The sequence below is a fragment of the Kitasatospora sp. NPDC089509 genome, from assembly GCF_044749365.1.
In the GTDB taxonomy this organism is placed as follows: domain Bacteria; phylum Actinomycetota; class Actinomycetes; order Streptomycetales; family Streptomycetaceae; genus Kitasatospora.
Genome location: NZ_JBIVHS010000017.1, coordinates 111,778 through 135,958, shown reverse-complemented (window position 1 = coordinate 135,958; position 24,181 = coordinate 111,778). Strand labels below are relative to the sequence as shown.

Annotated in this window: 24 protein-coding genes; 16 read left to right on the top strand and 8 right to left on the bottom strand. The window is 69.4% G+C overall.

The window, feature by feature from the left end; translation table 11 throughout:
* Positions 1–447 precede the first annotated feature (447 nt).
* From ACIP4P_RS29940 to ACIP4P_RS29925, 4 genes are all read right to left on the bottom strand, one after another.
* On the bottom strand, positions 448–1,545 hold the full coding sequence (locus tag ACIP4P_RS29940; protein ID WP_400923766.1) for a helix-turn-helix domain-containing protein: 1,098 nt from the start codon (positions 1,543–1,545) through the stop codon (positions 448–450).
* Between the two features lie 37 nt (positions 1,546–1,582).
* Entirely contained in the window at positions 1,583–2,221 is a 639-nt protein-coding gene (locus ACIP4P_RS29935) for a hypothetical protein (RefSeq protein WP_400923764.1), read from the bottom strand.
* 353 nt (positions 2,222–2,574) lie between these two features.
* A complete protein-coding gene (locus ACIP4P_RS29930; protein WP_400923762.1) occupies positions 2,575–3,837 on the bottom strand; it encodes a tyrosine-type recombinase/integrase in 1,263 nt (420 codons plus the stop codon).
* Complete coding sequence (locus ACIP4P_RS29925) at positions 3,838–4,146, bottom strand: helix-turn-helix domain-containing protein (protein ID WP_400923760.1); 309 nt, start codon at positions 4,144–4,146, stop codon at positions 3,838–3,840.
* Between the two features lie 1,328 nt (positions 4,147–5,474).
* Here ACIP4P_RS29925 and ACIP4P_RS29920 point away from each other — a divergent pair.
* Both ACIP4P_RS29920 and ACIP4P_RS29915 read left to right on the top strand, forming a co-directional pair.
* On the top strand, positions 5,475–6,371 hold the full coding sequence (locus ACIP4P_RS29920; protein ID WP_400923758.1) for a restriction endonuclease: 897 nt from the start codon (positions 5,475–5,477) through the stop codon (positions 6,369–6,371).
* 122 nt (positions 6,372–6,493) lie between these two features.
* Positions 6,494–6,694 carry a hypothetical protein gene (locus ACIP4P_RS29915; protein ID WP_400923756.1) on the top strand — a complete coding sequence of 67 codons (201 nt, stop codon included), beginning with the start codon at positions 6,494–6,496 and terminating at the stop codon, positions 6,692–6,694.
* Between the two features lie 1,308 nt (positions 6,695–8,002).
* Here the strand turns inward: ACIP4P_RS29915 and ACIP4P_RS29910 are convergent.
* Positions 8,003–9,181: a hypothetical protein gene (locus tag ACIP4P_RS29910; RefSeq protein ID WP_400923754.1), complete on the bottom strand. Its 1,179-nt coding sequence runs from the start codon at positions 9,179–9,181 to the stop codon at positions 8,003–8,005.
* A 197-nt stretch (positions 9,182–9,378) separates the two neighbouring features.
* Here ACIP4P_RS29910 and ACIP4P_RS29905 point away from each other — a divergent pair, with 197 nt between their 5' ends.
* Together ACIP4P_RS29905 and ACIP4P_RS29900 are read left to right on the top strand one after the other, a co-directional pair.
* Complete coding sequence (locus ACIP4P_RS29905) at positions 9,379–9,549, top strand: hypothetical protein (protein ID WP_400923752.1); 171 nt, start codon at positions 9,379–9,381, stop codon at positions 9,547–9,549.
* A 191-nt stretch (positions 9,550–9,740) separates the two neighbouring features.
* On the top strand, positions 9,741–10,283 hold the full coding sequence (locus ACIP4P_RS29900) for a GIY-YIG nuclease family protein (protein ID WP_400923750.1): 543 nt from the start codon (positions 9,741–9,743) through the stop codon (positions 10,281–10,283).
* Positions 10,284–10,300: 17 nt separating this feature from the next.
* On the opposite strand, the gene ACIP4P_RS29895 is transcribed toward ACIP4P_RS29900, so the two are convergent.
* Entirely contained in the window at positions 10,301–10,609 is a 309-nt protein-coding gene (locus ACIP4P_RS29895; RefSeq protein WP_400923747.1) for a hypothetical protein, read from the bottom strand.
* Positions 10,610–10,833: 224 nt separating this feature from the next.
* On the opposite strand from ACIP4P_RS29895, the gene ACIP4P_RS29890 reads away from it, so the two are divergent.
* From ACIP4P_RS29890 to ACIP4P_RS29875, 4 genes are all read left to right on the top strand, one after another.
* Entirely contained in the window at positions 10,834–11,256 is a 423-nt protein-coding gene (locus ACIP4P_RS29890) for a helix-turn-helix domain-containing protein (protein ID WP_400923745.1), read from the top strand.
* A 72-nt stretch (positions 11,257–11,328) separates the two neighbouring features.
* A complete protein-coding gene (locus ACIP4P_RS29885; RefSeq protein ID WP_400923743.1) occupies positions 11,329–12,477 on the top strand; it encodes a hypothetical protein in 1,149 nt (382 codons plus the stop codon).
* Positions 12,478–12,527: 50 nt separating this feature from the next.
* A complete protein-coding gene (locus ACIP4P_RS29880) occupies positions 12,528–12,752 on the top strand; it encodes a hypothetical protein (RefSeq protein ID WP_400923741.1) in 225 nt (74 codons plus the stop codon).
* Between the two features lie 69 nt (positions 12,753–12,821).
* Positions 12,822–14,021, top strand: a complete 1,200-nt coding sequence (locus ACIP4P_RS29875; protein ID WP_400923739.1) for an AAA family ATPase — start codon at positions 12,822–12,824, stop codon at positions 14,019–14,021.
* Here ACIP4P_RS29875 and ACIP4P_RS29870 read toward each other — a convergent pair.
* Positions 14,015–14,488: a hypothetical protein gene (locus tag ACIP4P_RS29870; protein ID WP_400923737.1), complete on the bottom strand. Its 474-nt coding sequence runs from the start codon at positions 14,486–14,488 to the stop codon at positions 14,015–14,017. The genes ACIP4P_RS29875 and ACIP4P_RS29870 overlap by 7 nt on opposite strands.
* Before the next feature lie 183 nt (positions 14,489–14,671).
* Here ACIP4P_RS29870 and ACIP4P_RS29865 point away from each other — a divergent pair, with 183 nt between their 5' ends.
* The 7 genes from ACIP4P_RS29865 (at position 14,672) to ACIP4P_RS29835 (ending at position 22,362) form a co-directional block, all read left to right on the top strand.
* Positions 14,672–16,381 carry a DEAD/DEAH box helicase family protein gene (locus tag ACIP4P_RS29865; RefSeq protein ID WP_400923735.1) on the top strand — a complete coding sequence of 570 codons (1,710 nt, stop codon included), beginning with the start codon at positions 14,672–14,674 and terminating at the stop codon, positions 16,379–16,381.
* Between the two features lie 213 nt (positions 16,382–16,594).
* Positions 16,595–18,457, top strand: coding sequence for a helix-turn-helix domain-containing protein (locus ACIP4P_RS29860; protein ID WP_400923733.1), 1,863 nt, complete (start codon positions 16,595–16,597; stop codon positions 18,455–18,457).
* A 345-nt stretch (positions 18,458–18,802) separates the two neighbouring features.
* The gene (locus ACIP4P_RS29855) at positions 18,803–19,237 is read left to right on the top strand and encodes a hypothetical protein (protein ID WP_400923731.1); all 435 of its coding nucleotides are present in this window, start codon (positions 18,803–18,805) and stop codon (positions 19,235–19,237) included.
* A 167-nt stretch (positions 19,238–19,404) separates the two neighbouring features.
* Positions 19,405–19,776: a hypothetical protein gene (locus tag ACIP4P_RS29850; protein WP_400923729.1), complete on the top strand. Its 372-nt coding sequence runs from the start codon at positions 19,405–19,407 to the stop codon at positions 19,774–19,776.
* Between the two features lie 26 nt (positions 19,777–19,802).
* A complete protein-coding gene (locus ACIP4P_RS29845) occupies positions 19,803–20,021 on the top strand; it encodes a hypothetical protein (protein WP_400923727.1) in 219 nt (72 codons plus the stop codon).
* 9 nt (positions 20,022–20,030) lie between these two features.
* Positions 20,031–22,085, top strand: a complete 2,055-nt coding sequence (locus ACIP4P_RS29840; RefSeq protein ID WP_400923725.1) for a phage portal protein — start codon at positions 20,031–20,033, stop codon at positions 22,083–22,085.
* A gap of 34 nt (positions 22,086–22,119) precedes the next feature.
* On the top strand, positions 22,120–22,362 hold the full coding sequence (locus ACIP4P_RS29835; protein ID WP_400923723.1) for a hypothetical protein: 243 nt from the start codon (positions 22,120–22,122) through the stop codon (positions 22,360–22,362).
* Positions 22,363–22,378: 16 nt separating this feature from the next.
* On the opposite strand, the gene ACIP4P_RS29830 is transcribed toward ACIP4P_RS29835, so the two are convergent.
* Positions 22,379–22,957, bottom strand: coding sequence for a hypothetical protein (locus ACIP4P_RS29830; RefSeq protein ID WP_400923721.1), 579 nt, complete (start codon positions 22,955–22,957; stop codon positions 22,379–22,381).
* A 211-nt stretch (positions 22,958–23,168) separates the two neighbouring features.
* Here ACIP4P_RS29830 and ACIP4P_RS29825 point away from each other — a divergent pair, with 211 nt between their 5' ends.
* The gene (locus ACIP4P_RS29825; RefSeq protein ID WP_400923719.1) at positions 23,169–24,170 is read left to right on the top strand and encodes a hypothetical protein; all 1,002 of its coding nucleotides are present in this window, start codon (positions 23,169–23,171) and stop codon (positions 24,168–24,170) included.
* The last annotated feature ends 11 nt before the right edge of the window (positions 24,171–24,181 follow it).

Genomic DNA, 24,181 nt, shown 5'->3' with positions numbered 1-24,181 from the left:
GCCGGTACGGGGGCACAACGTGCCTCCGCCGCTGGGGAGATGAAGCGCTCACTCACGCGGGAGCGGAAAAGGGCCTGCGTCGTACATCTCGACCGGGTTGCACAGGTCGCGTACGGCCTCTAGCGGCGCGGCGATTCCAGATGCTCGGAGGCTGCCGTGGATGTTGCGCGCGGTCTGCTCGCGGAGCAGCAACCGGACCCAGGGCGGCGCGCTTTCTTCATCGTCTGCCACAGGCCACTTCTACAGCAGGGTGGTTGACGATGAACGTGACCTCGCAGAAGTCTGAACCAAGGGTGTGAGGGAGAAGGCGATCGCTGGATCACGCGACCTCCTGCCCGTCGTGCGCGCCTCCAGGCCTTGCCGACAGGGCCCGGTGGGCACACGCCACTCGGCACCCCCAGCTCCTGGGAGTGCCGGACGACCATCAGCCAAGATCCAAATAGAGCGTTAGTTGGTGACCAGCCGGAGCGCCGGGCGGATGGGGGCGCTCAACTCGCCTCCACCGTCGACTGGAGTGATGGGTACGAGGCCGAAGACGTAGTCGTTCAGCTCCTCATGGAAGATGTTCATCTGTGTGGCCACGTCGCTGGGCGACATGCTCAGAGGTGGCTTGCGCAAGGCGTCGAAGACCTTTGCGAGCAGTTGACTGCTCTCGCGGACCAACAATGAGCCGGGTTCGGATGTGCGGTACCCCATGCTTGCCAACTGCTTCATCGCCTGGTTGTAGCGCCACTCTGAGAGCAACTCGAGTTTGCGCAGGCGGTATGTCAGCGCCATTGCTGACACGCCCCAGCGGCGCTTGGCGCTGAGGATGCGCTCCACCGAGGCGTTGCCAAGCTTCTGGGTGGTGATGCCAGCTGCGGGCATCAGGAAAGCGGACGCGAAGTCGTTCGCCTCACCCTCGGAGTCCCGGCCGTGGGGGATGCGGTGCTCGCAGTGTAGGACGAGGTGGCCGAGCTCGTGGGCGGCGTCGAAGCGGCCCCGCTCGCCTGTCTTGCGGGTGTTCAGGAAGACGAACGGAGTGCCGGACTTGATGGTGGAGAAGGCATCCGCGTCCAGACAGTCCGGCGCCAGCGAGAACACCCGCACGCCGTTGGCCTCCATCAGGTGAACCAGGTTCGGTACTGGCGCCTCCCCCAGTCCCCAGAACGCTCTGAGCTGTTCGGCGGCTTCCTCCGCGTTCAGATGAGGGTAGGTTGGCAGATTGGGCTTCGGAAGCCTGAAACGTTCCTCCAGCCAGGTGTTCAGTGTGGTTGCCACGGCGCCCGAACTCAGGGCGCTGTCGCGCTCCAGGGCGCTCATCTTCGACGGTGCCCTGAAACTCACCATGTCGGGCAGCATCTCTCCGGGCGCGGGCGCTTCGAAGAACGACACCGGGTATCGCAGGGCCGTAGCGAGTGAGGAAAGCGACTCCTCCGACGGCAGCTTGCGGTTGTTCTCGAACGCCGTGATGCTTTGCGACGAGACTCCCGATTCCCGCGCCAGGGCCGCCAGCGTCATCCGCCGGCGCTTGCGCGCGAGAACCAGCCGTTCAGGGGTGAACACTTTCCTCAACTCCCATGTCGTACCAGGTGATGCCTTGTCAGCCCCCCAGCAGCTCTACGATGACCTCGGTGCCGCCGTTGTCGCCTTCGGGGGCGTCGAGCAGGTTGACATCCACGCCGATCTCTCCCAGGTCGGGCAGGTCCAGCGGGATCCGCTCCAGCCACTCGTCGACGAACTTGCCGTTCATCTTGATCGGCAGGGAGAGTTCAGCCAGGAGCCGGTCCTTCTCCCACTTGTAGAGCAGGCACCAGGTCGGAATCTCGTCGAGCTCCCGGCCATAGAGAACCGCGTCGCGCGACATGAATGCGAACTGCCCGTTGCGCTCCACGATCCGGGCCATCTTTGGCCCCTTCGGGTTCCTGGAGCGAACCTTCTTCTTCAGGTCACCGACTCCGCCAGCAGCACTGACTGCGGTGACCGCGTGGCTGCGGGACGGGTGGATCGTGCGCAGGATGCTGTCCCGCGTTGTGTAGTCCCACCCTTCCTTCGCCTTCTTCTCGCCGATGAAGCGGTTTGTGCGGCTCCAGAAGGTGGTGCCCCGCATCGCTGGCGCGTCGTAGTCGGTGCAGCGACGAACCTCGTCGCCGGCTGCATCGAGCGACTCGTGGAACAGGTCGATCGTGAAATCGAGCTGGGCGAGACGCTCCTCGCGCCAGTCGCCGCTGAGGTTCTGCAAGGACCCCTCCAGACAACCGTAGGTTTCATAAACCATACCTCAAATGAGGGACGATTTTTGAAACCCAGATCATCATCGCACACCAGTTCGCATCTGTCACGCTGGCACGACTGGTAATTGAAGGGCACAGGTGGCGGTTGACCTGGGGATCTTTTCGGCGTGTCGGCTGTCCCGTGTTTGTGGGTCGCCCGTTCGGATCTGGTGGAGCTTTGGGGTTCCACGTCCGCGAGCGCCCAACTCCGGGACTTGGTTGCTGGCGGGGCCGCACGAGAGCTCCCCTTGCTTCTGACTCGATTGCCACGGCTCGTGGGTCTCGCGGCAGATCCGCCCCGAACGGCCGCCCTTACGGCCGTTCACTGGACGAGGCGTAGATGACGCGCCGGAACCTCTGCTGACGCTGGACAGGCGGATGTTGCAACTTGCGTGGTGCTTCGGCCTGCTGACAGGTGCCTGCTGAGGGTCTGGCCGGCCTTCTCGATGGAGCTCTTGTCCGGGTGGAGGTATCGCTGGGTGGTGGTGATGTGGCCGTGTCCGGCGATCTTCTGGAGGACGTGGATGGGGACGCCGGCGTCGGCGAGCCAGGTGAGGCCGGTGTGCCGGAGGTCGTGTCGGCGCAGGTACTCGTAGCCGAGGCTGACGACGACTTCGTCCCAGTGGGTGGCGTCGCGCAGGATGGCGGTGGTGACGCGGCCGCCGCGTGGTCCGGTGAAGAGGCGCGCCATGGGGTCGTTTCCGACAACGTTCATGCGCCAGTTCACGAGGTCGCGGATCTCTTCGATGATGGGGACGGTGCGGCGCCGCTTGCCCTTGGTGCCTTTGTCGATGAGGCCGCCGGGGCCGGTGGTGGTCTGGCGGCACAGGTCCCAGGTCCAGTCGAAGCGGTTGATGTCCTTGACGCGGACGCCGGAGACCTCGCCGATACGGGCGGCGGTGCAGGCAGCGAAGCGGACGATGTCGCCCCAGCCGCGGTAGTGATTGTGGGAGCGCTCGACCAAGGCGTTGGCGAGTTCGTCGAGGGTGTCCCAGTCGGCGAGGGCGAGGGAGCGGGGGTCGTCGAGTTCGTCTTCGGCTTTCTTGTAGAGGCGTTGCCAGCCGCTCATGCGGGAGGGGTTGAAGTCGATGAGGCCGTCGCGGACGGCTTGCTCCATGATGCGCACGAGCGGGGCGAGGCTGTTCTTGACGGAGGAGATGCTGAGTCCTTCGGCGATCCAGGAGTGGAGGGCCCGGTCGGTGATGCCGTTGGTGATGCTGGTGACGGGTATGTGGCCGAGGACTGGGGTGACGCGCAGCTTCCAGCCGGCGGTGTAGGGGTCGAGGGTGGTGGTCTCCAGGCCGCGCATCGCCAGGTCCCAGTTCTCGTCGCCGTACTCGGCGAGGGTCATGGTGAGGGTCTTGGGGGTGATGCCACGTGCTGCGGCCCGCTGCATGCGGGCGATCCAGGCCTTGGCTTCCTCCTCTGTGGGGACGGAGGAGGAAGCCGACTTGCGGCCGCCGCCGTTGGGGTCCGTCCAGCGCACGCGGGCGCGGTAGCGGAACTGCGGGCGGCGGTCGGGGCGGTGCTCGATGTCGTCGGTGAGGTCGACACCCATGGGGATGAGCGGGGTGTGGTCGGGCATTCAGGCTGCCTCGGATGGGTCGGTGCGCTTCTGGGCGAGCCACAGCTGGGTGTCGGGGATGCTGTACAGGTAGAGCCTGGGCGCGATTTGGACGAAGGGCGGGCCCTGAGGGGGAGTGGCGGAGCGCCAGCGCCGCAGGGTCGAGGGGTCGACCTTCAACAGCAAGGCGAGTTCCTCGGTCGAGTACCAGCCGCTGTGCAGCAGGTCGAATTCCGGCGCCGGGTCGACCTCGTAGGTGGGGGCCGCGGCGACGGACGAGGTCGGAAGCGAAAGCCGGCTTGCGGTGGGAACGTGGGGTCGAATGCGCATGGTCTCCCTCTGATGGGGCGGTGGAGCCGCTCGGGCTCGGCTGGGCACGCCCACACTCACCTGTCCGCCTGGACGGGCGGAACAGGGCTTGGCGTGCTGAACGGGGCAGACCGTACGCACGGGTCGTTCTTCGAAGCGCGTCGAGCCTCTGCAGGCATGCCGGGTGGAAGGCGGCCTGACGTCTGCGACCGCTGACGAGGGCCTGCTGCCACGGGAGTCCGCGCAGGTCACGCCGGGCAGAGGGGGCGGTTTGTGGCGCTGGCAGCGAGGCAGGCCGTAAATGGCGTTCTTGCCTGGTGGGTCGCGGCCGGAGCACCACGGAGATGGCCCGGAGCACGCTGAATGTGACGGTAGACGCGGGACGGCAGCTACGGTCTGTGACGAATGTAAGGAGTCCGGGGCCGCTTTATCCCCACGCGGGGATGGAGCGGGGATAGCGCCCCCGAAGCGCCCCCTCCGGGCCCTTGCCACCCATGTCCGGGGCGGTCCAACAAGGTCCACGTTCGGACCGACTCCTCACTCCCCGTGTGCACCTGCGGTGTTGGCGGCCAGGAGCACTGCCTGCCCGTCGTGCACCAGCCAGCCGACCTGCTTGTCCTCCCCCAGTACGCGATCCACGGCATCGTCGGAGCCGGCCTGCGGACGGCAGTTACAAGCCCGGACCGCCACGCACCGGCGACCCTGATCCAGGCCAACTGTCAATGCTCCTGATCGCCCAGATCCGCGCCGGAAGCGGTGCGAGTTCGCGTGGCACGGCTACGGCGTCGCGCCACCGGCCGAAGAGCGGGGCGCCTGCCGGCGCCGCATCGCCGGGATCGGGAACAGGACGGATCGTCGCGTCCGAGAACACGAACCACCCCCACCCGCCGTCGGGGTCGGAGCTTCACATCACGTGGACCACCCAGAGCGGACTGCCTGGCGGCCGCCGCCAAATGGTCAGCATCGCCGGCTGCCAGCACCCCCGCCGCCGGATCTCGACCAGCCGCCATTGCCTGTGGTCGCGGCTGACTCCCGGCAGCGTCATCAGGGCTGCGGGGGCGACCGCGGCGTCACGTTGCTGCTCCCCGGTAGTTGGGGCAGGGAGCGCGTGGTCGACATAGGGCCATTATTCGATTACCTGTTCGACTGGCCAGCCGTCAAGAGATCTGAACTGGTGATTTCTGTAACGATATGATCTCGACTGATTTGGGTCCTCCGTTGGCGATTCGAGATATATGCAGGTCAGGGCCACGTAGATGCTTCAGGCGTCCTGGCGGTTGGGTAAAAGCGTGCCGGATTAGCGTCATGCTTCTATGGCAAGGTTGCTCTATGGTCGAGAGGAGGCGTAGATGAGCAAGCGACCTGGGCCCGGCGAGGTGATGCTTCGGTCTGAGCTTCACGAGGCGTACGGAGGCAACCGGCAGAGCGGGATTTCGATCGCTGCGCAGGCCGGCATGATCCACGTCTTCTCCGACCCTGCCCACATCGCGAAGTTCGGGATGCCGGACGGATTCGACGAGGCCGGCGTCTACCTCTACACCGGCATGGGCCGGAAGGGCGACCAGTCGCTCACTCAAGGCAATCGGGCCCTCCTGACGCACAAAGAGGCTGGCCGAGACGTCTTCGTGTGGCGGCGGGAGATGTCGAGCTCCGCTGCCTACCGGTGTCTTGGCCAGTTCGAGGTCGACCCGAAAGAGCCCTTCATCTCCGCGGACGCGCCCGATGACGATGGCTACCTTCGTACGGTGATCGTCTTCCGGTTGCGACCGGTGGGCGAGACGGCAGCGGGCGCCCCGGTTGCCGTGGTGACGCCACACCTGGACCCCTTGATCGTCGAAGAGGACTCGGCGATCGTGCGCCTGCTCCCCAGCGAGCGCGTTCACCGGTCCATCCAGATCGCCGAAGGAGAGCTGTCCGACCGGTACCGCGTACACCTTAAGGGCCTTGGTCATGAGGTACGGCGATACCAGATCCAGCCGCCCGGCGAAGTGCGGCTGTTCAGCACCGACCTCTATGACCGGACCGACAACGTGCTGATCGAGTGCAAGCCGAGCCCGACGCGGCAGGCCATGCGACTGGCGATCGGCCAGCTCCTCGACTTCCGTCGGTTCCTATCTCCCACACCGCGGCTCGCCGTCCTCACCGGGGCCAAGCCCCGCCAGGACCTCATCGACCTGTGCGGCTCGATCATGGTCGAGGTCATCTGGCTGGAGGAGGACGGCGCCTTCACCTCAAGCTTCGACTGAGGTCGGGGCGCTGGCCGTGCCTGGCCGAGCCCCGACCTCGTCGTAGAACGTCGCCCGCAGAGTTCATCAGGCGCTGCGGGCGATGACTGTCCTGCCCTCACGTGAACAGGAGCCCTTCCAGTATGGCTGAACCCCCGGATCAGCGGGACAACGCCGTTTCCACCACTGCGGCCGGACCGGGCGACAGCCCGGTGCGCGCCGGCGTGTACGGCGCCGCGCTTGCGGCCGGCGTACTTCTGGTGATCGTCGGCCACACCACACCGGTGGAGGCGAGCGGGTTCGTCACCCCGTTCCTCGTCTTCTTCGAACGCCGTCGAGCCTGAGCGCCGAGGGCCGGGGTCCCGTGGCGGACCCCGGCCCTCACCGGTGCTGCCTGCAGTCCGGATCGGGCGGTGCTGTACGTCTGCAAGGGTGCGCCTGCCCGTCGGTGCAGGGCATCGGGAAGGGCCTTCCGCCAGCTCTGACCGTCCGGGGTGGGCTGACGAAGGTGTGGCTGTGGAGTGAGTCGGGGCGAATTCGGGTCCGGCAGGCGCGGCGGTGAATTGTGAGGCGCTCACGCCATTTCGGGCGGATGGCGGCGCATATCACAGAAATCCTGAGCGGGGGCAGGAATCGGCATTTATTAAGCCGAAGGATGCATGGGAGTGACTCGACTGGACCTCAGTCGTTCTCAGGGAGAACGACGCTTGTCTGTCATTCCTTAAATCCGCTCGAATGACCCCAGCGGCCTGGGCAAAGTTTTGCCGGCCTCGTCCAGGCCGCCGGGGCATGAATGCACAGGTGAATCACATGAGTGACATCCCTGCACGTTGCCCGAACATCAATTCGGGCGAGCCGCAGTGTCCTGCGGCCCGTTCTTGGGAGTGCCCGCATGGGTGCACGCGTACGCCGGAGTCGCCCGAGCAGCTCGACCCGGCGCTAGCCGCCATGGTGGCCCACCTGGAACACGGGGCCTCCATGGAGGACGCAGCGACCGCTGCGGCCGCCCGCCTGGTCAGGCGCGACTGGCCGGTGATCAATACACGAATCGTGCGTCCGGTACGACGGGCCGTCGGCAAGGTCCTCCGCGCGACTGGCCTGCACCGGGTCGTGTCGGTGAAGCGCGGGCCAGCGCAGGCCGACGAGTCCGGGGTCGAGCGAGGCGGGACAGAAGGAGGAGAGACAGGTCGCCAATGCAAGTAGGTGGGCACTGTCTCTCCTCCTTGGTGAAGCGTGCGAGCCCGCTGCTGGTCGAGCAGCGGGCTTCATGCAGTAGCTGGCCACTCGATATCCATCGGGTGGCCAGGCCGTCGAAGGGGAACCATTTCTTACGCGGCGCCCTTCGACAAACGCAGCGCAGCATGCCGGTGTGAACAGGCGGAAAGTGGCGTTTCCCGCTACTGGCACCGGTTGGTCGTGGCTCGTTCGGACTAACTGCAACGCTACGAACCTGGAAACGGCGCTGCCTGCAGGCCAAAGAACTGTTCACTCGATAAGGTGACAGCTTATCGTACTTATTGGCATGTGGAGCTGGTTCCACTTTTGAAATTGATCGCCCCTGTCAATTAGTGATCACTATTGACAGGGGCGTCATGCCGCGAGTGCGCAGAATCATCAGGCATTTGCCGCCGCCCACAACTGCAGGATTCGTGTCAGGCTTTGGTGGCCCGGGCAGAGGGTGCCTCGACGGCGGCCAGCTTGAGGAGGAACCGCGGGGCGAGGCGGCGCAGCGTCTCGTGCCCGTCCGAGTCCGTTGCGGCGAGCACACTGTTGATCGCGTCGAAGGAGAAGACCAGCTCCAGCGCCGTCAGCGCCTGTTGGCCGGCGGTGGGGGAGGGCTCAGCCAGTCCCTTGATCAGGTACATCCTGCCGATGCCGAAGAGCTGGCCGAAGATCCATTCGAGGCATGCGTCGCCACCTGGTGGCTCAACCGACAGTTCGGCCTCGACAGCCTGGCAGAGTGCCTCAGCCCAGGCGGCCATCTCCCCAGCTGCAGCCCAGCCGGCCCGCAGCCGCTCCAGCGGTGCTTCCTGGGCCACCGAGGCGACGTGGTTCACGACGCTTTCGGAAGGTAGTCCCGGCAATCGGTGAGCCGGGGTGGTTCGGATGGCGGCAAGAGGGTCGAGGGGGTCGGTCTCCAGAAGGCGGGCGGTGTACTGCGGCACGTCTCGGCCCGCCTGGGCGCGGGCGACCCGCGCGATCACCTCCGGGGTTATCCCGTCGGCCCCGCCGACGGCCGCCGCCAGACCGTGGAACAGAACGCCGGTGTTGTCCAAGGGCTCGATGTCGGAGCGGTCCGGGTCGAAGCCGTCGGCGAACTTCCACAACTCGGCGACCGCGGGCAGCTGCCGCAGCTGCCTGTCGACCGCCCTGATCCGGCGGTTCACCCCGGACATCCGGCGCGCACTCCGCTGCGCGATCTCGTCGGCCCGGTCGCTCACCCACTCCTGGATGTCACCGGCCTCAGGCGCTGGTCCGGCCTGGTCGGTGATCCGTTCCGCAAGACGGACGACCTGCCGCGCGAACGCCTTGCGGACGGTCGCCTCCGGGACAGGAAGTCCGGCCCCGAAGGCGCCAAGCGCGAGGTGCAAGGGGTCGGCGCCGGGACGGCTGTGCTGGCCGAGCCACACGACGAGGTCCACCAGAACCGGGTCGGCTGTAGAAGCGCTTCCGCCGGCGGGGCGGCCTGGGCGGGTGCGGGCGTTGGCCGGCAGCAGCGGGTTGGGCTGGGCACGCCAGCGTTCGAGCTGGCGGCCGGACACCTTCGTGCCGCGCTCGGCGGCGAGCTGGAGCAGTAACTGGTCGGCCGCGCTGGGTGGGGTTCTCACCATGAGTTCACGCTACTGGCAGGGAAGTTGGGCGCGCCGTGGCCTCAGCTCGGCGCCACCCGATGCAGCTACGCGCTGAGGCAGAGGTAGAACCCCCCGAGGTCTCCCGGAATCCGCGGGCGGGGCACCTGGTCTGCTGGCTTCAGCGGCCCGCGCAGGGCGGCCGCGATCCCAAACGGACGAAACAAGGAGGCCCAATGATGGGCAAGTTGAAGGTCTCGCGCCAGGTCCCGATGGCAGGGGAAGACCAGCGCAGGGCGGCGGTCCGGCTCGGCCTTCGGCGGTTCTGGTGGGGTGTGCTGGGCGGTTCCGGCCACGCGCTGGGCAGCGCCGCCATCGTGTGGCTGGGGTGGTGGGTGCGCAGCAGGTAGTGGGCTGGAGCGAATCGTTCCGGCCCCATGGGATCCGGCCAGATGGCCGTTATGCCGCGTCGACCACGCCTGGAGGTTGCTCGCCGTCGGCAAGCGGCCCATGCACGGGTGAACTGGCATACGCACGTGGTTGGTTGTGAAATGCTTCGGCGATGACGCCCATGTCTGTGTCACAGTACGCCGCCCAACTTGTGGAGTACGAGATCGATCCCGAGGTGCTCTCGGGTCATCCCGCTGAGGACCAGGTCCGCGCGGTGCTGCTAAGCAAACTCCGCGCAGGCAGTACGGACCGCGAGTCCGAAGAAGTCGCCGACCTGGTGGCCTTGGTAGAGATGCTCGCGCTGTGGCGGTTGGGTCCCGCCGCTGAACAGCCTGGGATTCCAGGCACGGACCAGCTCTACGTGTTGTCGTTCGCCAGCGCGACGACGTCCTTCGTGAAGGTCGGGCGAACCTCCAGCTTTGCGACTCGGCTGCGCCAGCATCGCGCGATGGCAGAACGCGGCGACTACGTGCTGTTCGACGCCCGAGTCTCCGAGTTGGTCGCCGATGCCTACCCCTGGGAGCAGGCGGTGCTTAGAGAACTCCGCCGCCGGCACTCGGGCCAGAGAAAGGGCGAGTTCTTCTACAGCCTCGACTACGACGAAGCGTGCAGCGTTGTGGACCAGCAGCGAATACGGGTCATACCCCGCTCGGTCGGGCTCGCGGTGCCCAATGGCGGTCTGCGGCTGACGTGACCGGTGCGGAGCAAACCTCATGGGGCCGGAGCAGTTTGCTCCGGCCCCATGAGGTTTGGCCAGATGGCCATTGCGCTGCGACGATCGCTTTCCGGGGAGTGGCCGCCGCCGGTCTCGGGAGCGGTGGTGTGCAGCTGCGCCGCCTGCTCTAGGGCTTGCTCGAAGGCGGCCCGGACCACCTTCCCATCGGTGCCGCGGGCTACGACTTCGATGGGGCCGCGCAGGCCGTGGCGCAGCTGCACGGTGCTGACGGCGGCCTGGTCGGTGTACAGGTCGCCCTCGAACTCGAAGCAGGGCTGTTCGACGAGCGGGAGTTGGTAGATCACCGCGCCGGTGCGCCGGTCGACGCCGGCTGTGACGGAGTGAACTGTGCTGCTCAGGGCACAGGCCGGTGCGGTTGCGGGGAGTTGGCCGCGACCGTACGGGCGGCAGTGGCGTTGGGTCACGCCGAAGCTAGACGGGGTCCGCTGCGCGGCCGCCGACATGGACGGACGTGGACCGGGGCAGACGAGAAGAACACCGGTACGCCGACGCCGCACGGTCGTGTGCCTTGTTCGACGCGGTCGCGGACGGCCGGCCTGACCGGCGAGGAATCCCGCACCAAGGCCGCCATTCGCGGCTCGCATGGGCGCTGACCTGCACCGATGTGGCCTTCGGTGTACCGGCGCAGTTGGTGTGGCACGCACTGGAACTGCCCGCACCGGTCGTGGACGGCGGGACGGTAGGGCCCGGCGCGGGCCACAGTGCGGGCATGACGACGAGCCCTGTTCCCGCCCTTCCCGACCCGCAGGTCCAGCCGACGATGACCGTGCCCGAAGCTGGCCGCGTCCTCGGTCTTGAGCGCGCCGCAAGCTACAACGCCGCCCGGCGCGGCGACATCCCGACGATCGCCGTCGGCCGTCGCCTCCTGGTCCCGACCGCGAAGCTGCGTGTCCTGCTGGGCCTCGACCAGGCCGCCGACACCGCCGCCTGAGCGCTGGCCTCACCCTCGACCGCCATGCCGGACTGCGGACCCGGCACCCCACCTTGGTAGGAGAACACCGGCATGCCCTGGTTCGCCGTCGGCGACAGCACGGACGACCACCCCAAGATCCTCTCGGCGGGCAACGCGGCCGTTGGCCTGTGGGTGCGCTGCGGTGCCTACGCGAGCGCCCACCTGACCGACGGGGTGATCCCCGGGGCGGTCGCGGTGAAGAACGGCACCACCACGCAGATCGCCAAGCTGCTGGCCTCCGGGCTGTGGCACGAGGCCGGGCACGCGTGCGCGCGCTGTCCCCAGCCCCGGCGCGGCGACTACGTGATGCACGGCTACCTGGACGCGAACCCGAGCCGCCGCCAGGTCCAGGAGCGGCGTCGGCGCGCGGCGGAGAAGAAGCGCCAGCAGCGCAACCCGCCGCCGAACGGCGACGGCTCCGCCGACGATCCGGCACCAAACCGTGCCCCGTCCGGCGAGGACAGCCCAGGCCAGATGCCCGTGTCCCCCAGGGATACCTCGGGTCCTCGTACGCGCCCGGCCCCTCCCCGCCCCTCCCGCAGGGAGGGGGCTGGTGTGGGTGGGGAAGGTGCGGGTGGGTGGGAGCCGGCAGCGCGTCGGCACCCCTTGCCCGACGGCTTCTCGCCGGACGCTGCGGCGCTGGCGTGGGCGGCGGCCGACGGCCATCTGGACCGCCTCGGCGGCCCGGTCGGGCTGGCGGCCGTGACGGCGGCTTTTGCGGACTGGCACCACGGCCGTGGCACGCTCGGAGCAGACTGGCAAGCCCTGTGGTGCAAGTGGGTGCGCGAGCAGCGGGAGCAGCCCGGACGTCCTGCACCCGAGCGACCGGCCCGGCCCGGTCGCCGAACGGCAGCACGCCAAAGGCCAGATCCTGCGGCGCAGGTGAGCGTCGCGGACCGGTTCGCCTCGATCGAGACCACGATCGCCCGCGACCAGGAAGCCGCCCCTGTCGCCGAGCGGCCGCTGACGCTGGTTCCTGAGGTGCCGGGCGGTGTGGCCCGGCCGGCCAGTGCGGCATCGATGCCGGGACAACGGCCGCTGATGGCCGCGCTGCCCGGAGGACGCGCGGCGGACCCCGACCCAGGGGAGGTACTGGAAGCGATCGCCGACCACGGCCAGGCGCAGGCCGTTGCCCTGTTCGGCTGGCGGGCGGTGGCGGCCCTTCTTGTGGGCGACACGGCGGCGGCCGGAGAGGCGTGAGCGTGCTGCCGACGCGAGGCCTCGCGCGGTGCCGCCGGTGCGGGACGGCCGTGCACTGGACCATCACCGCCGCCGGCGCGCGGCTGGCCGTCGACGCGGCCCCGTGCGTGCTCGGCAACATCGCGGTCTACCGCGACGGCACCGGCACCATCCGCTCGCGCAGGCCGCACGCGGAATTGCCGTTGCTGCCGTACGAGCGGCTGCACCTGCCGCACGCGGCCTCCTGCATTGCGCGGCCCCAGGAGAGCAACCCATCGCGCCGTCGGGCGTCTTGATGGTGTGAGGACGAACCGGCCCGCCGGTGGAGTTGGCCAGTTGAGACCTGATCGACGGAGGAAGGGCGCGTGGCACAGGAGTACGAGACGGTACTGGCGGCGCTGCGCCGGTGGGGGAACGTCCGGTCGACCGAAGGTGGCTGGCTGGCCCGCTGCCCGGCGCACGACGACCGGCAGGGCTCCCTGCTGGTGCTGGCCGCCGGGGAAGGCCGGGTGGAACTGGACTGCCTGGCTGGCGGATGCGAGATGCAGGACGTCGCGGCGGCGCTGAGGCTGGGGCCGGAGTACGTCGTGGTAGCGCCGCCGGCCTTCGACGACGGCCCCGGCTGGATCTGGCCCGGCTATGTGCCATCGGCGGGCCTGAGTCTGATCGACGGCGAGGACGGCGTGAGCGCCATGGCGGTGGCCTTGGACGTCGCGGTGAGGGTGGCGGTGGCGGTGGCCCTGCCGGACGGGCAGCAGCCGCAGGAGGCGCGCACCGTGCTGGTGCTCGCATCGCCGCAGACGGCCGACCGGACGGCGGAGCTGCTGGCGGCCTACGGGCCGGGCAGCGAGCGGCTGGAAGTGGCGGCCGTTCTTGGCGGGCGAGGCGGCGGGCAGAGCGGGCTGCGCCTGCCCGGCGACGTCGACCGGATGGAGCGCTTTCTGCGGGAGCACCGGCCAGACCTCGTGGTGGTGGACCTGATGACGATCTGTCCGTACCGCGTGCCCGTCGAGAGCGCGGTGCGGGCACTCGCGGAACTCGCGCGCCGTGTCGACACGGCGGTCTTGGCGGTCCGGGACGCCTCGAAGCGCGCGGGCTGGTCGTCCTCACGGCGGGCGCGGGTGGCGTCCCGATCGGCCCATACGGCTGCGGTGCACATGGCTGTCCACGGCGCGGACGGGGCGATGGCGTTGGTGCCGGTGGCCAGCCACGGGTGGACGGTCATGGGCGGCTTGCAGTTCCACCAAGCGGGCCGCACCCGGCCCGTGGTGTGGAGCACCCGTTCCGCGCGCGGCCGGGATGAGGCGATGACCGGCGCGGACCTGGCGCGTCGGCGCCCGGCGAGCACCAGTGCTCACAGGCTCCTGAGCCGCATGCTGGAGGCCGGCCCGGTGCCGGCCCGGGACGTGCTGGCAGCGGCTGCGGCCGTCGGGCTGGCCCCGCGAACGGTGCAGCGGGCACGGCGTCAGCTCGGGGTGGTGGCGTCGAAGACGGGGAGCGGCTGGGTGCTGTCCCTGCCGGACCGGGGCTCCTCGGTCGGAGGAGCCCCGGTCTGCGATCAGTGACTCGGCTGGGGGGTACGCGGGGTGTTCGGGGCTGGAGAGGGGGCCGAGGTCGGGAACGGGGTGGTGCTGGTGGTCGGGGCGGGGGCTGTGACGGTCGGGGCGGTCACGATCTGCGTGGCCGTGATGGTGACGGTGACCGTCGGTGCGGGCTCGGTGATCGTGACCGGCGGGGCGGTGACGGTGACCGTGGCGGGCGTCTCGGGCAGGGTGACGGCGGCCGGGTTCGGGGCGTCGGCGGGGGCGGGGCAGAGCGCCGCCGGGGACAGGGCGGTCTGCGGGGCCACGGTGGGGGCCGCCGGGGCTGTGACGGGAAGGGGCTGTGACGGGGCGGGGCTGGCTGTCACGGTCGCCGGGCTGGCCGGGGCGGTGGTCGGGTGGGTGCTGATGACCATGCCGGTGGTGAAGGCAGTGGTGAGGGCGAAGGCGACTGCCGCGTGTCGGGCGGTGAAGGGGTTGGTCGGGGCCATGGTTGGTCTCCTTGAGGTTGGGGCCGGGGGTCGCGGTCCCCGGCTGGCGGTACCAGCCTCGCAGAGAAATTGACTCAGGTCTATAAAAGAGAGCAAGGTAAATTCTTTGCGGATCCCTCGGCGCGACACCCGGCCCCAGCTCCGGCACCGTGGCCTGCCGACCGGCACGGACAGGAGGGCCACGTGACCAAGCCGCTGCCCGCGGTGCCAGCGCCGCGCCCCGGCAGGCTCGGCCGTCGCCTCTACGGAGAACTCGCCGCCTCGGCGCCCGCGGTCCGCCGGCGCTTCTACGCCACCCTCGACACCGGCGACTGGGCGCAGGTCCTCGCCGCAGCAGACGCCGAGGCTGGCACCCCCTACGCCCTGTGGGCCGACGATCCGGTCGGATTCGTGGAGGACGTGCTCGGCGAATCCCAGTGGAGCCGCCAGCGGGACATCCTCGAAGCGCTGGTCGACAACCGCCGCGTCGCGGTGCCCTCGTGCTTCGGCTCCGGCAAGACTCACATTGCGGCGAGGGCCGCGACATGGTCCGCCGTCGTGCACCCGCCCGGCACCGCCCTCACGGTCACTACTGCCACCCGGGCACGCCAGGTCCAGCGCCAGATGTGGCCTCACATCCGCCAGATCGTTGCCCGGGCCGGCCTGCCCGGAGAAGTCGGCGTCGCCCAGTGGAAGATGCCCGACCGTCACGGCTCGGACGTCGTGGTCGCCTACGGCTTCAGCGCCCCGCCGCACGACGAGTCGGCCGTCCAGGGCATCCACGCGCCCCGCCTGATGGTCATCGTGGACGAAGCCGGCGGCATCGGCCGGATCATCGGCGCCGCGATGCGCGGCCTGCTCACCGGCGAGCACACCCGTGCCCTGTTGATCGGCAACCCGCCCACCGACGACGAAGGCAGCTGGTTCGAGCAGACCTGCGCCGACCCCGCAGTGCGGGTGTTGCCGATCAGCGTCTACGACACCCCTCTGCTGTCCGGCGAACGCACCCGCCGCTGCCGCGCCTGCCCGCCCCAGGCCCCCGCGCACCTGCTCGCCACCCACCTCGTGGACCCCCAGTGGGTGGACGAGGCCATCCGTGACCACGGAGACGACGCGCCCTTCGTCCAGGCGAAAGTGCACGCGAGGTTTCCCCGCGGTGGCCAGGCCCGCGCTATCCCCTCCTCCTGGATCGAGCGCGCCAGCGACAGCCCCGAACCGGACGGCCCGGACTACGTCGCCCTCAACGCCCTCGGTCTGGACGGCGAGACCAGCGCCCACCGGGTGCGGCGCGGAGCCTGGGTCAGGCTCGGAGTGGACGTCGCCGCCGACGGAGGAGACGAGTTCGCCATCGCCCGCTCCGTCGGCGACCTGATCGAACTGCGCCACGCCACCGCCGGGCAGGACAACGCGGACCCCGTAGTCGTCGCCGGAGTCGTGCTGCGGGAGATCAAGGCCGCCCAGGACCTCGCCTCCGCGCTCGGCAGCACAACCCCCGTGCGCGTCAAGATCGACGGCGTCGGCATCGGCTGGGGTGTCGCCGGCCTGCTGGACGCCTGGCGGCGCGAAGGCCTCCACCACGCGCAGATCGTCACCGTGCTCGCCAGCGAGGCCACAGGCCGGGACGACGAGGCCGCCACGCTGCGCCCCTCCAACAAGCGGGACGAGATGTGGCTGGCCATGCGATCGCTGCTGTCCCCCCATAGCCAGGGCTCGCTACGGCTGCGCGTCGACCGCCGCACCCAGGCCCAGCTATCCGCCCCGAAGCTGGAAACCAACTCGGGGGGCCGAACCGTCATCGAGTCCAAGAGGTCGATGCGGCGGCGCGGCGTCAGCTCGCCAGACCGCGGGGAGGCGGTCCTGCTGGCCCCCTACGAGCCGCACACCGGGCGGCGCCGCGTCCGCGTGATCGCCTGACCGGCGGGCAGGCTAAATCATGTCTACGACACCCGAAATATCTGGCAATCAGTCAGTAATGAGTGATCCAACTATTCCCGTTGACAGGGGAGATGAGTCGAGTTTTGATGGCTTGTCTTCGGGGGCGCGAACAGTCAGATCCTGCGGAGGGGGAGTCGCAGATTTGGCATGCGCGCGTTCCATGGAGCGTGGTGATTAAGCAGAGGGGGGACCATGCCATCACTGGAACGTCTCATCGAGATGGACGAATTCGGCCTGACGGAATTCCCAGGAACACAGCCGCGCACCCTGGAGCGCGCCATCACGGCCGTGTGGCCGGCCTGTCCCAACGACCGGGCCCGAGTACGCAACAGCCTCACGGAAACTCTCGCCATCGCCGACCTGGACGACTGGGCCCCGGTCGACACCGGCTTCGAACGTCTCGTAAGCCGCACCGCCGGCGCCGGCGCCGCAGCGCTGGCCATCGTCTCCACGACCGGCCACGTGCCCGCCGAACTCGTCAACGCCATGGCCCACCTGCGTGTGCCGCTGCTCACGATCCCCGCCCGTACCTCCTGGGTCGATGTCGCCGACGCGGTGACCCGCGAGCGGATGGACAGCCTGCGCCAGGCCATCGAGTGGCGCGACCGCCTGCTCGGACATGCGCGCGTCGCCTCCGACGCCCGGCACGCCGGCCGGATCGTGCGCTGGCTCGCCTCCGAGACCTCCGGCCGGGCCGTGCTGATCGGCCGGGACGGGGCGCTCATCGCCGCCGCCCCACAGCGTTCGGCCGACGGGCTCACCGCCGTCGCCGACAAGATCGCGCAGGTCGCCGTCGGCGCCCTCGAGTCGGCAGCCTTCGAGTACGACGGCCGCGAGATCCGCCTGGTCGCTGTCGGCAGCTCCCGGCCGCGTGCCGTTCTCGCCGTGGCCCGGCAAGCCCCCTTCGACCGCGGGCTCACCCAGATCACCAACCGGGCGGCCGACCTGATCTCCCTCCACCTCGCCGTGGAAGATGCCGACACCGCTGTCCACAACCACCAGGCCACGGCGATCGCGCTGCGCGTTGCGATCCTGCAGCTCCTGATGACCGGCGAGGTCTTCAAGGCCCAGCGGACCTCGGCCAGCCTCTACCCGGGGCTCCTCGACCGGGACACCGCCCGCGTCTACATCCTGGAAAGCCGCCCGCTTGAGCGCGCGCAGCTCGACGAGGAGTGCCGGCGTATCCTCGCTGGCCGCGCCATCGTGGTGCAGTGCCCGGTCTACGACGAGCACCTGATCATCGTCGCCCCTCGGTCGTGCCCCGCCGAAGCAGGCGACGACGAAGTAGGTGCCGCCCTGTGCCGTCTGGTCGCCGGCCAGCGCCACCGCTACCTAGGCGGGAGCTCCATCAAGCCCCTGACCGAGACGGGGCAGTCCTACCGGCACGCCCTGCGGGCCCTGGCCAACGCCAAGCTCGCCAGCGGCCGGTCCGCGCTCTACAACGAACAGGGCCGACTGCCCGAACTGCTCAACCAGCTTCACCCCGGCTGGGCCAGCGCGGTTCTGCACCCGCTTCTCGGGCAGCGAGCAGCGGACCGGGACGTGCTGATCCAGGCGCTCAACCTCACGCTCCAGTCGTCGGTGCGCGCGACTGCCGAACTCACCGGTGCCCACCGCAACACCGTTGCCAACCGCGTCCGGTCCGCGGCCGGCATCCTCGGGGTCGACCTCGACAGCCTTCGCGACAGGGCGCTCACCGCGGTTGCGCTGGAGGCCCTCATCGCGGACGGCCACGCTGGCGAGACTGCCCATGTCGGACCGGCTGACCTGCGGGAGTACCTGGCCAGCTCCGACGTACGGGCGTGGAGGGATGAGTTCCTGCGCCCGCTCTCGCAGGAGCTGGCGTGCACTCTCAAGGAGTGGGTGGTGGCCAACGGCGACACCGCCCGTACGGCCCAGGCGCTCGGCATCCACACGCAGACCGCCCGCAAGCGGCTGCGGCAGGCGACGAAGCACCTCCAGCGTGACCTACTCAATCAGTCCGCCGACGCCTACGACGTCGTGCTCGCGATCTCCAGCCGGTACAACCTCCCCCTGCCGCTGCCCTGTTCGTGAGTTTCGCACCCGGGCAGAATCTGCTACGCACAGCGATGCTGCGGGTACTGTTCGTGCCGATGTGCAACGGTGATAACCCAACTGTGCACTGAGGAGATTCCCTTCAACATCGATCACCAACTACGGTCGATCGTGGGGGGAAGCCCGAATCCGCAACTTCGAGAATGGAGGGGGCAGTTGCTTACTCTTGCCGTGCTGGGATCAAGCCAGCACGCAAATCAAACCGCGAACCGACTCTCAGCAGCGCGCTACCCAGTTCACACCTGGGGCATGAAGGGGGCCACCAACAGCCACACGCGCTGGACGGCGCACCCTACCCCGCGCGAGGCCGCTACAGGGGCAGGAATGCTCCTCACCTTCATCGAGGAACTCGATGAACTCCACGACGTGCTCACCCACCCGGCTGCCGGGGCACTCGAAGCCCTCGACGCCGGGGCATGGTGGCTCAACCTCTCTCCCATGTCCGCTGACGCCGATCGCGAACTGCGTGACTTGGCGCGTCTGAACAGCGTCCCCTACCAGCACACGCCGGTCTTCGGCGTGAACGGCAACCTGCTCGTCATCGGCCCCTCCAGCGACGACCGCTGCAGTCGCGCCGCCTGTGACACGATCCTGGGCACGATCGGCCCGGTGATCCCCAACGGTGCCGAGGCCGCGCACCTGGCCGCCATCGCCCTGCCTCGCGCGGCGGCAGCCGAGCCGGCACTCGCGGCCCTCGGCAGACAGATGTGGGACATAGAGGCATCCATGCTGGAAGACCACGGGCTCATCGCCTACTGACGACACCGCCCCTTCGAGTCATCTCGAAGGCCACCCGCGGACGATGCCGCGTGCGACGAACGAGCCGGGACCCCGCGCTACGGGCCCGGGCAGAACAGGACGCCGAACAACCGCTGCTTGCCAGCCGGCCCCACCCACAGGGCGCCCGCTGGCGAGGGGAGTGCAGCATGACCACCGACACGACCAAGGCCGACGATGCCACCGGCGCCGACATCCACGAGTGGGTGATCGCCGCGTACGTCCCTGTCGACACGCAGGGCGCCGCCTACGCCCGCCGCCGGGGGATCTACCGGGTTCCCGCCACGACCAAGATTCAGAGCGCGGACGTGATGTGCATCCGCTGCCGCCGGCACTACGACGAGGTCCACGACCGGCCCTGCGCCGGCGCCGACCCGATGCTCCATGGAGGCCCGATCGGCACCCGCAAGCGCCGTCCCGCACCCGAACACCGCCACCAGGCCGCCGCAGCGGACAACTTCCGCAAGCCGGACCCCGGCGAGCCGGGCACCAGGATGCGCCAGCAGCCACCGGGACGCTAGGCCACACGACGCCTAGCCTGCCTGCCGTGACCACACCCAGCAGGCATCAGCCCCATCTGACGGACGACGTCGCCCACCTGAGCTCCCGCCGGGTGCGCGACGTCGCCGCCGTCGTCCTGCTCGTACTCGGCGTCGTCGGCCTCAACACGGCCGCCTACACCGCCGACCCCCGTCTCGGCCTCGCCTGCACCAGCCTGCTCGCGCTCGCGGTCGCCGCCGTCCTCGGCCACCACACCGAGCAGTAGGAGGAACGGATGCCCCGCCGCTGGTTCCCCACCCTGCGCCGCCCCGCGCCGGCCATCAAGGCCGGACCGGAGTACAACATCGGCTGGACGCCCGCAGGCGTGGACCGGGCCCGCCCCTGGTCGGTCGAACGCGCGGTGCGCGACGGCATGGAACGGGCCGTATGGATCTACAAGGCGGTCGACACGATCTCCAACCACGCCGCGGACCGGCCGCTTCGGGTCCGCCCGCGCAGCGGCACCTCCGATGAGCCGCTGCCTCCCCACGACGTTCACCCGCTCTACCGCGCGATGAACATCAGGGCCAACCCGGCCGAGGGCGCGTGGACCTTCAAGAAGCGCGTCAGCATGCAGCTCCTGTTGTCCAAGCGCGGGGTGTTCCTCGAGCCGACGTTCTCACGTGGCGGCGACCTGCTGCGGATCGACCTGCTGCCCCCGGGCCGCACCAGGCCGGTACCGTCCACCGGTGCCGACGTGATCTCGCACTTCGAGACCGTCACGATCACCGGCGAGCTGCGCACCCTCGGCGTCGAGCAGGTGAGGTGGATCCGAACCCCCCACCCGCTTGACCCCTACTCCGGCATCACCCCGCTGGAGGCCGCCGGCCTGTCCGCCGACCTCGACTTCTTCACCCGCCACTACAACCTGTCGTTCGTCAACAACGACGCCAGGCCCGGCGGCGTGATCGGCATCGACGGCGACATGGACGGCGACGAACTGCGCCTTCTGCGCGCCCGGTTCGGCACCGGGCCATCCGCGGCCGGCGGCTGGACCGTGCTGAACGGCGGCAACGTCACCGTCACGGACACCTCCGTCACACCCCGGGACATGGCCTACGAGACCGTCGCCGCCCTCTCCAAGATCGAACTGCTCGCAGCGTTCGGCGTCCCGGAGTCCCAGCTGGGCAACGCCTCCGGCAGGACGTTCGACAACGCCCGCGCCGAGAAGACCACGTTCTGGGAGATCACCATGCCGCCGCACCTGCGGCTGATCGCCGACGCCTTCCAGGACGACGCCGGGGAAGACGCCGAGGTCTACTTCGACACCTCCGACATCGACGTGCTGCGGGAACCCCGCACCAAACGCCTGAGCGAAGCCCGGGAGGAAGTCGCCGCCGGCGTCCGCTCGATCCGCTCCTACGCCGAACTCGCCGGATACGCCGACGAGATCGACGACACCCCCGCCACCAGGGCCCTGTGGCTGCCCTCCGGCCGGACCTCCCTCCCCACCCGCACCGCAGACGCCCCGGCCCTCGACACGACCACGCCGTCGGCGCCGGCCGCGGGCAAGACCCTGACGCCCGCCTCCGGCCTCGCCCTGGACGACACCGCGGCCGACTCCCTCCGAGATCGCCTGGACGACGCCCTCCAGGCGCTCACCACCCGCTGGACGGAGCGTACTGTCGCCCGGCTCAACTCCCCCCGGCACCGCAAGGGCACCCGGCACTGGGACGACCGAGGCGACACCACCGCCCGCACCGGCCTCAAGGACCTGCCCGTCGACCAGGTGATCGACATCGCCACCTGGCAGCAGGAGGCCGCCCAGGCCCTCCAGCCCCTCATCGAACAAGCCGCCGCCACGGCCGCGACCGAACTGCACGCCGCCCTCGGCTCGACCAGCACCGCCACCATCGCTGTCTGGCCCACAATCGCACCGCTGCTCACCACATCGCTCGCCCAGCAGGCCCAGGCCCTCGCCGACGACGTCGCCGGCACCGACCGGGAGGGCAAGAGCCTCGCGGGCATCGTCGAGGCCACCCGCGCCTGGGGCCGCTCCCTCGCGAACTGGGCCAGTGCCAAGGCGAACCATCTCGCCACCGCCACGGTCGAAAGCGCCCGCGACCAAGCCGCCGCCGCCAGCCCTCGCACCGGCCTCGTCCGCCGCTGGGTCGCCCACGACGACGGCCGCACCCGACCCGATCACGAAGCGGCCGACGGTCAGACCCAGCCCTATGGCCAGCCCTTCGCCGTCGGCGAGGACCTGCTGCGCCACCCTGGCGACACCACCGCGCCGCCCCGACAGTCCGTCAACTGCCGCTGCCGCCTGGCCTGGCGACTCGACTACTGACCACCCGGCCGCACCCCCCGTGTGAGGATGAAGCATGACCACCGGAACACCGAGCGACCGCCAGCAGCTCAACGAGGACTGGCTGCGCAGCCGGCGCTGGGACATCCGCTACGCGAACGGCGAGCCCGTCACCACGCTCGACGGACTCGCCCAGGTGCTCCGCATCGACAGGCAGGAGGCCGCCCGCCGGGTCCTGGCCCAGCCGTTCGGCAAGGCGGCGCCCGAGGGGTTGCTCGAGGAAGCTGAGACGCTGGTGGCGAAGCAGGACTCGGTCTAACCGCCACGATCCTCGGCTACGTCAGCTTGTAGGCCATCTCTGCGAGTTCGAGTGCCTGGCGAAGCGTGCTCTCATCCGTGATCTGCACGCTCACCCGGTAGGCGCGATGGCCCTTGGGGACGATGTAGGCATCCGGCGCGAAGCTATGGAGGATCCCGGCGTCGCTGTCATAGTTGAGTCGCAGGTTGACCACGCCAGTGTCGGCGTAGACGTAGGCGAAGCCACCAAGCTGGCTGCCCTGCCGTCGCAGCCGCAGGTAGTCGCTGTAGTCGAGTGGCTCACCCTCCTGGTGCGTCTTCCGCTTGACCCCGTGCAGGGTTGCGTTGGGCCAAGAAGTCGTCCTCTTGAGGAACGAGATGAACTGCTCCGCAGCCGGATTCCGAGTCAGGAGCTTCTTCACCTCTGCCTGACCCTCAGCTGCGAGGCCAGGAATCGGCAGGGACTGCCAGCTGTTGTTGGCCGGCGCATCGTCCTCCACGGTGAGACGGCTGACGGGTGCCGGGCCCACCCCCATCGCAGCAATGAGCTGTTTTCCCACCTCGGATGCGTCCAGTTCGTCCGCAGTGCCCTCGACCTGGATGAACGTAACCTTCACTTCGACCCCTCCCTGAGTTGCATCTATACATTGACAGTAACATCAACTCTCGATGTATGGAATGTATTCTTGGGTTTCGGCTAAGCGCGCAGTTGGTGTTGATCACCGAGACCCCGATCTGAACGCGACGCAAGACCGCCCTCGTTGGCAGCCTCGGCAAGCAAGCCGCAGCTGAACCAGGGGGCACAGAGTGCTGGAACAGGTCCTTGTCGTGCGCCTGAAGCTTCGTGTCAAACAGCGTCTGTTCAACGAGAGCCTGCATCCGCGGGACGGCCGAGGCCGGTTCGCGCACGGCCCCGGCGCGGGGCTCACCCCGTTGCTGGAGCGCATCCGAGCGGCCGCAGGCCGGCCGTCCAGGGCGCCGCGCTCCGAACCTCGCTTCGACGAGGAGCAGCACGGCCTGGTCTTTCGCGACGGGCACAGCGAGCGCGTCGCCAAGGCGTACAAGGCCAACGTGGTGGAGGGGATCACCCGCGACGTGCGGGACATGCCGGACGAGACGCTGTTGCGGGAGCCCGACCGGGCCTGGCTCGACCAGGTGCGCTCGGGGAAGGTGCACGCGTACGAGGACCCGGCGGCTGGCATCGCCAACGCTGTCCAGCTGGGCGACTCCCCGGCGGACGCCTCCTGGGTGCACGTCGACGCCGACCGGGCACGCGACCTCTTGCGGCGCGACGCCGTCAACCAGGTGGTCGCCACCTGGGCGATGACGTCCAACGACGAAGACGCCGGAGCCCTCGCCCTCCAGGAGACAGCGCAGGACGCCTTCGGGCTGCACCCAGCCGCCGACTGGCCCAGCACCGACCAGATCGCGCGGGAGACCGCCGAACAGCGGGCCGCCCTTGGAACCGGCCACGCGGCGATGCTGGCGGCCATGTGGGAGCGCACCCAGAACCACCTGGCCGAAGCCCAGCTCGGTTCCCTGACCGTGTGGCGCGGTGTGGCCACCCCCGACGGGCGGCCACCCGCAGGCTGGACGGCCGCCGGCAGTACCCTCTCCGACCCGCCGCTGCGCCCTCTCTCTGCGTTCTCCCTCGACCCGGACGTGGCCCACGGCTTCGCCACGGACGAGGGGCCCGGCTTCGTGATGAGCGCGATCGTGCCCGCCGAGCGGGTGATCGCGACGCCGGCCACGGGGCTCGGCTGCCTGGACGAGTCGGAGGTCGTCATCCTGGCCGGCCCCGGCACCTGGCACTGGCAGACCGGGGAGTAACCCTGTACCGC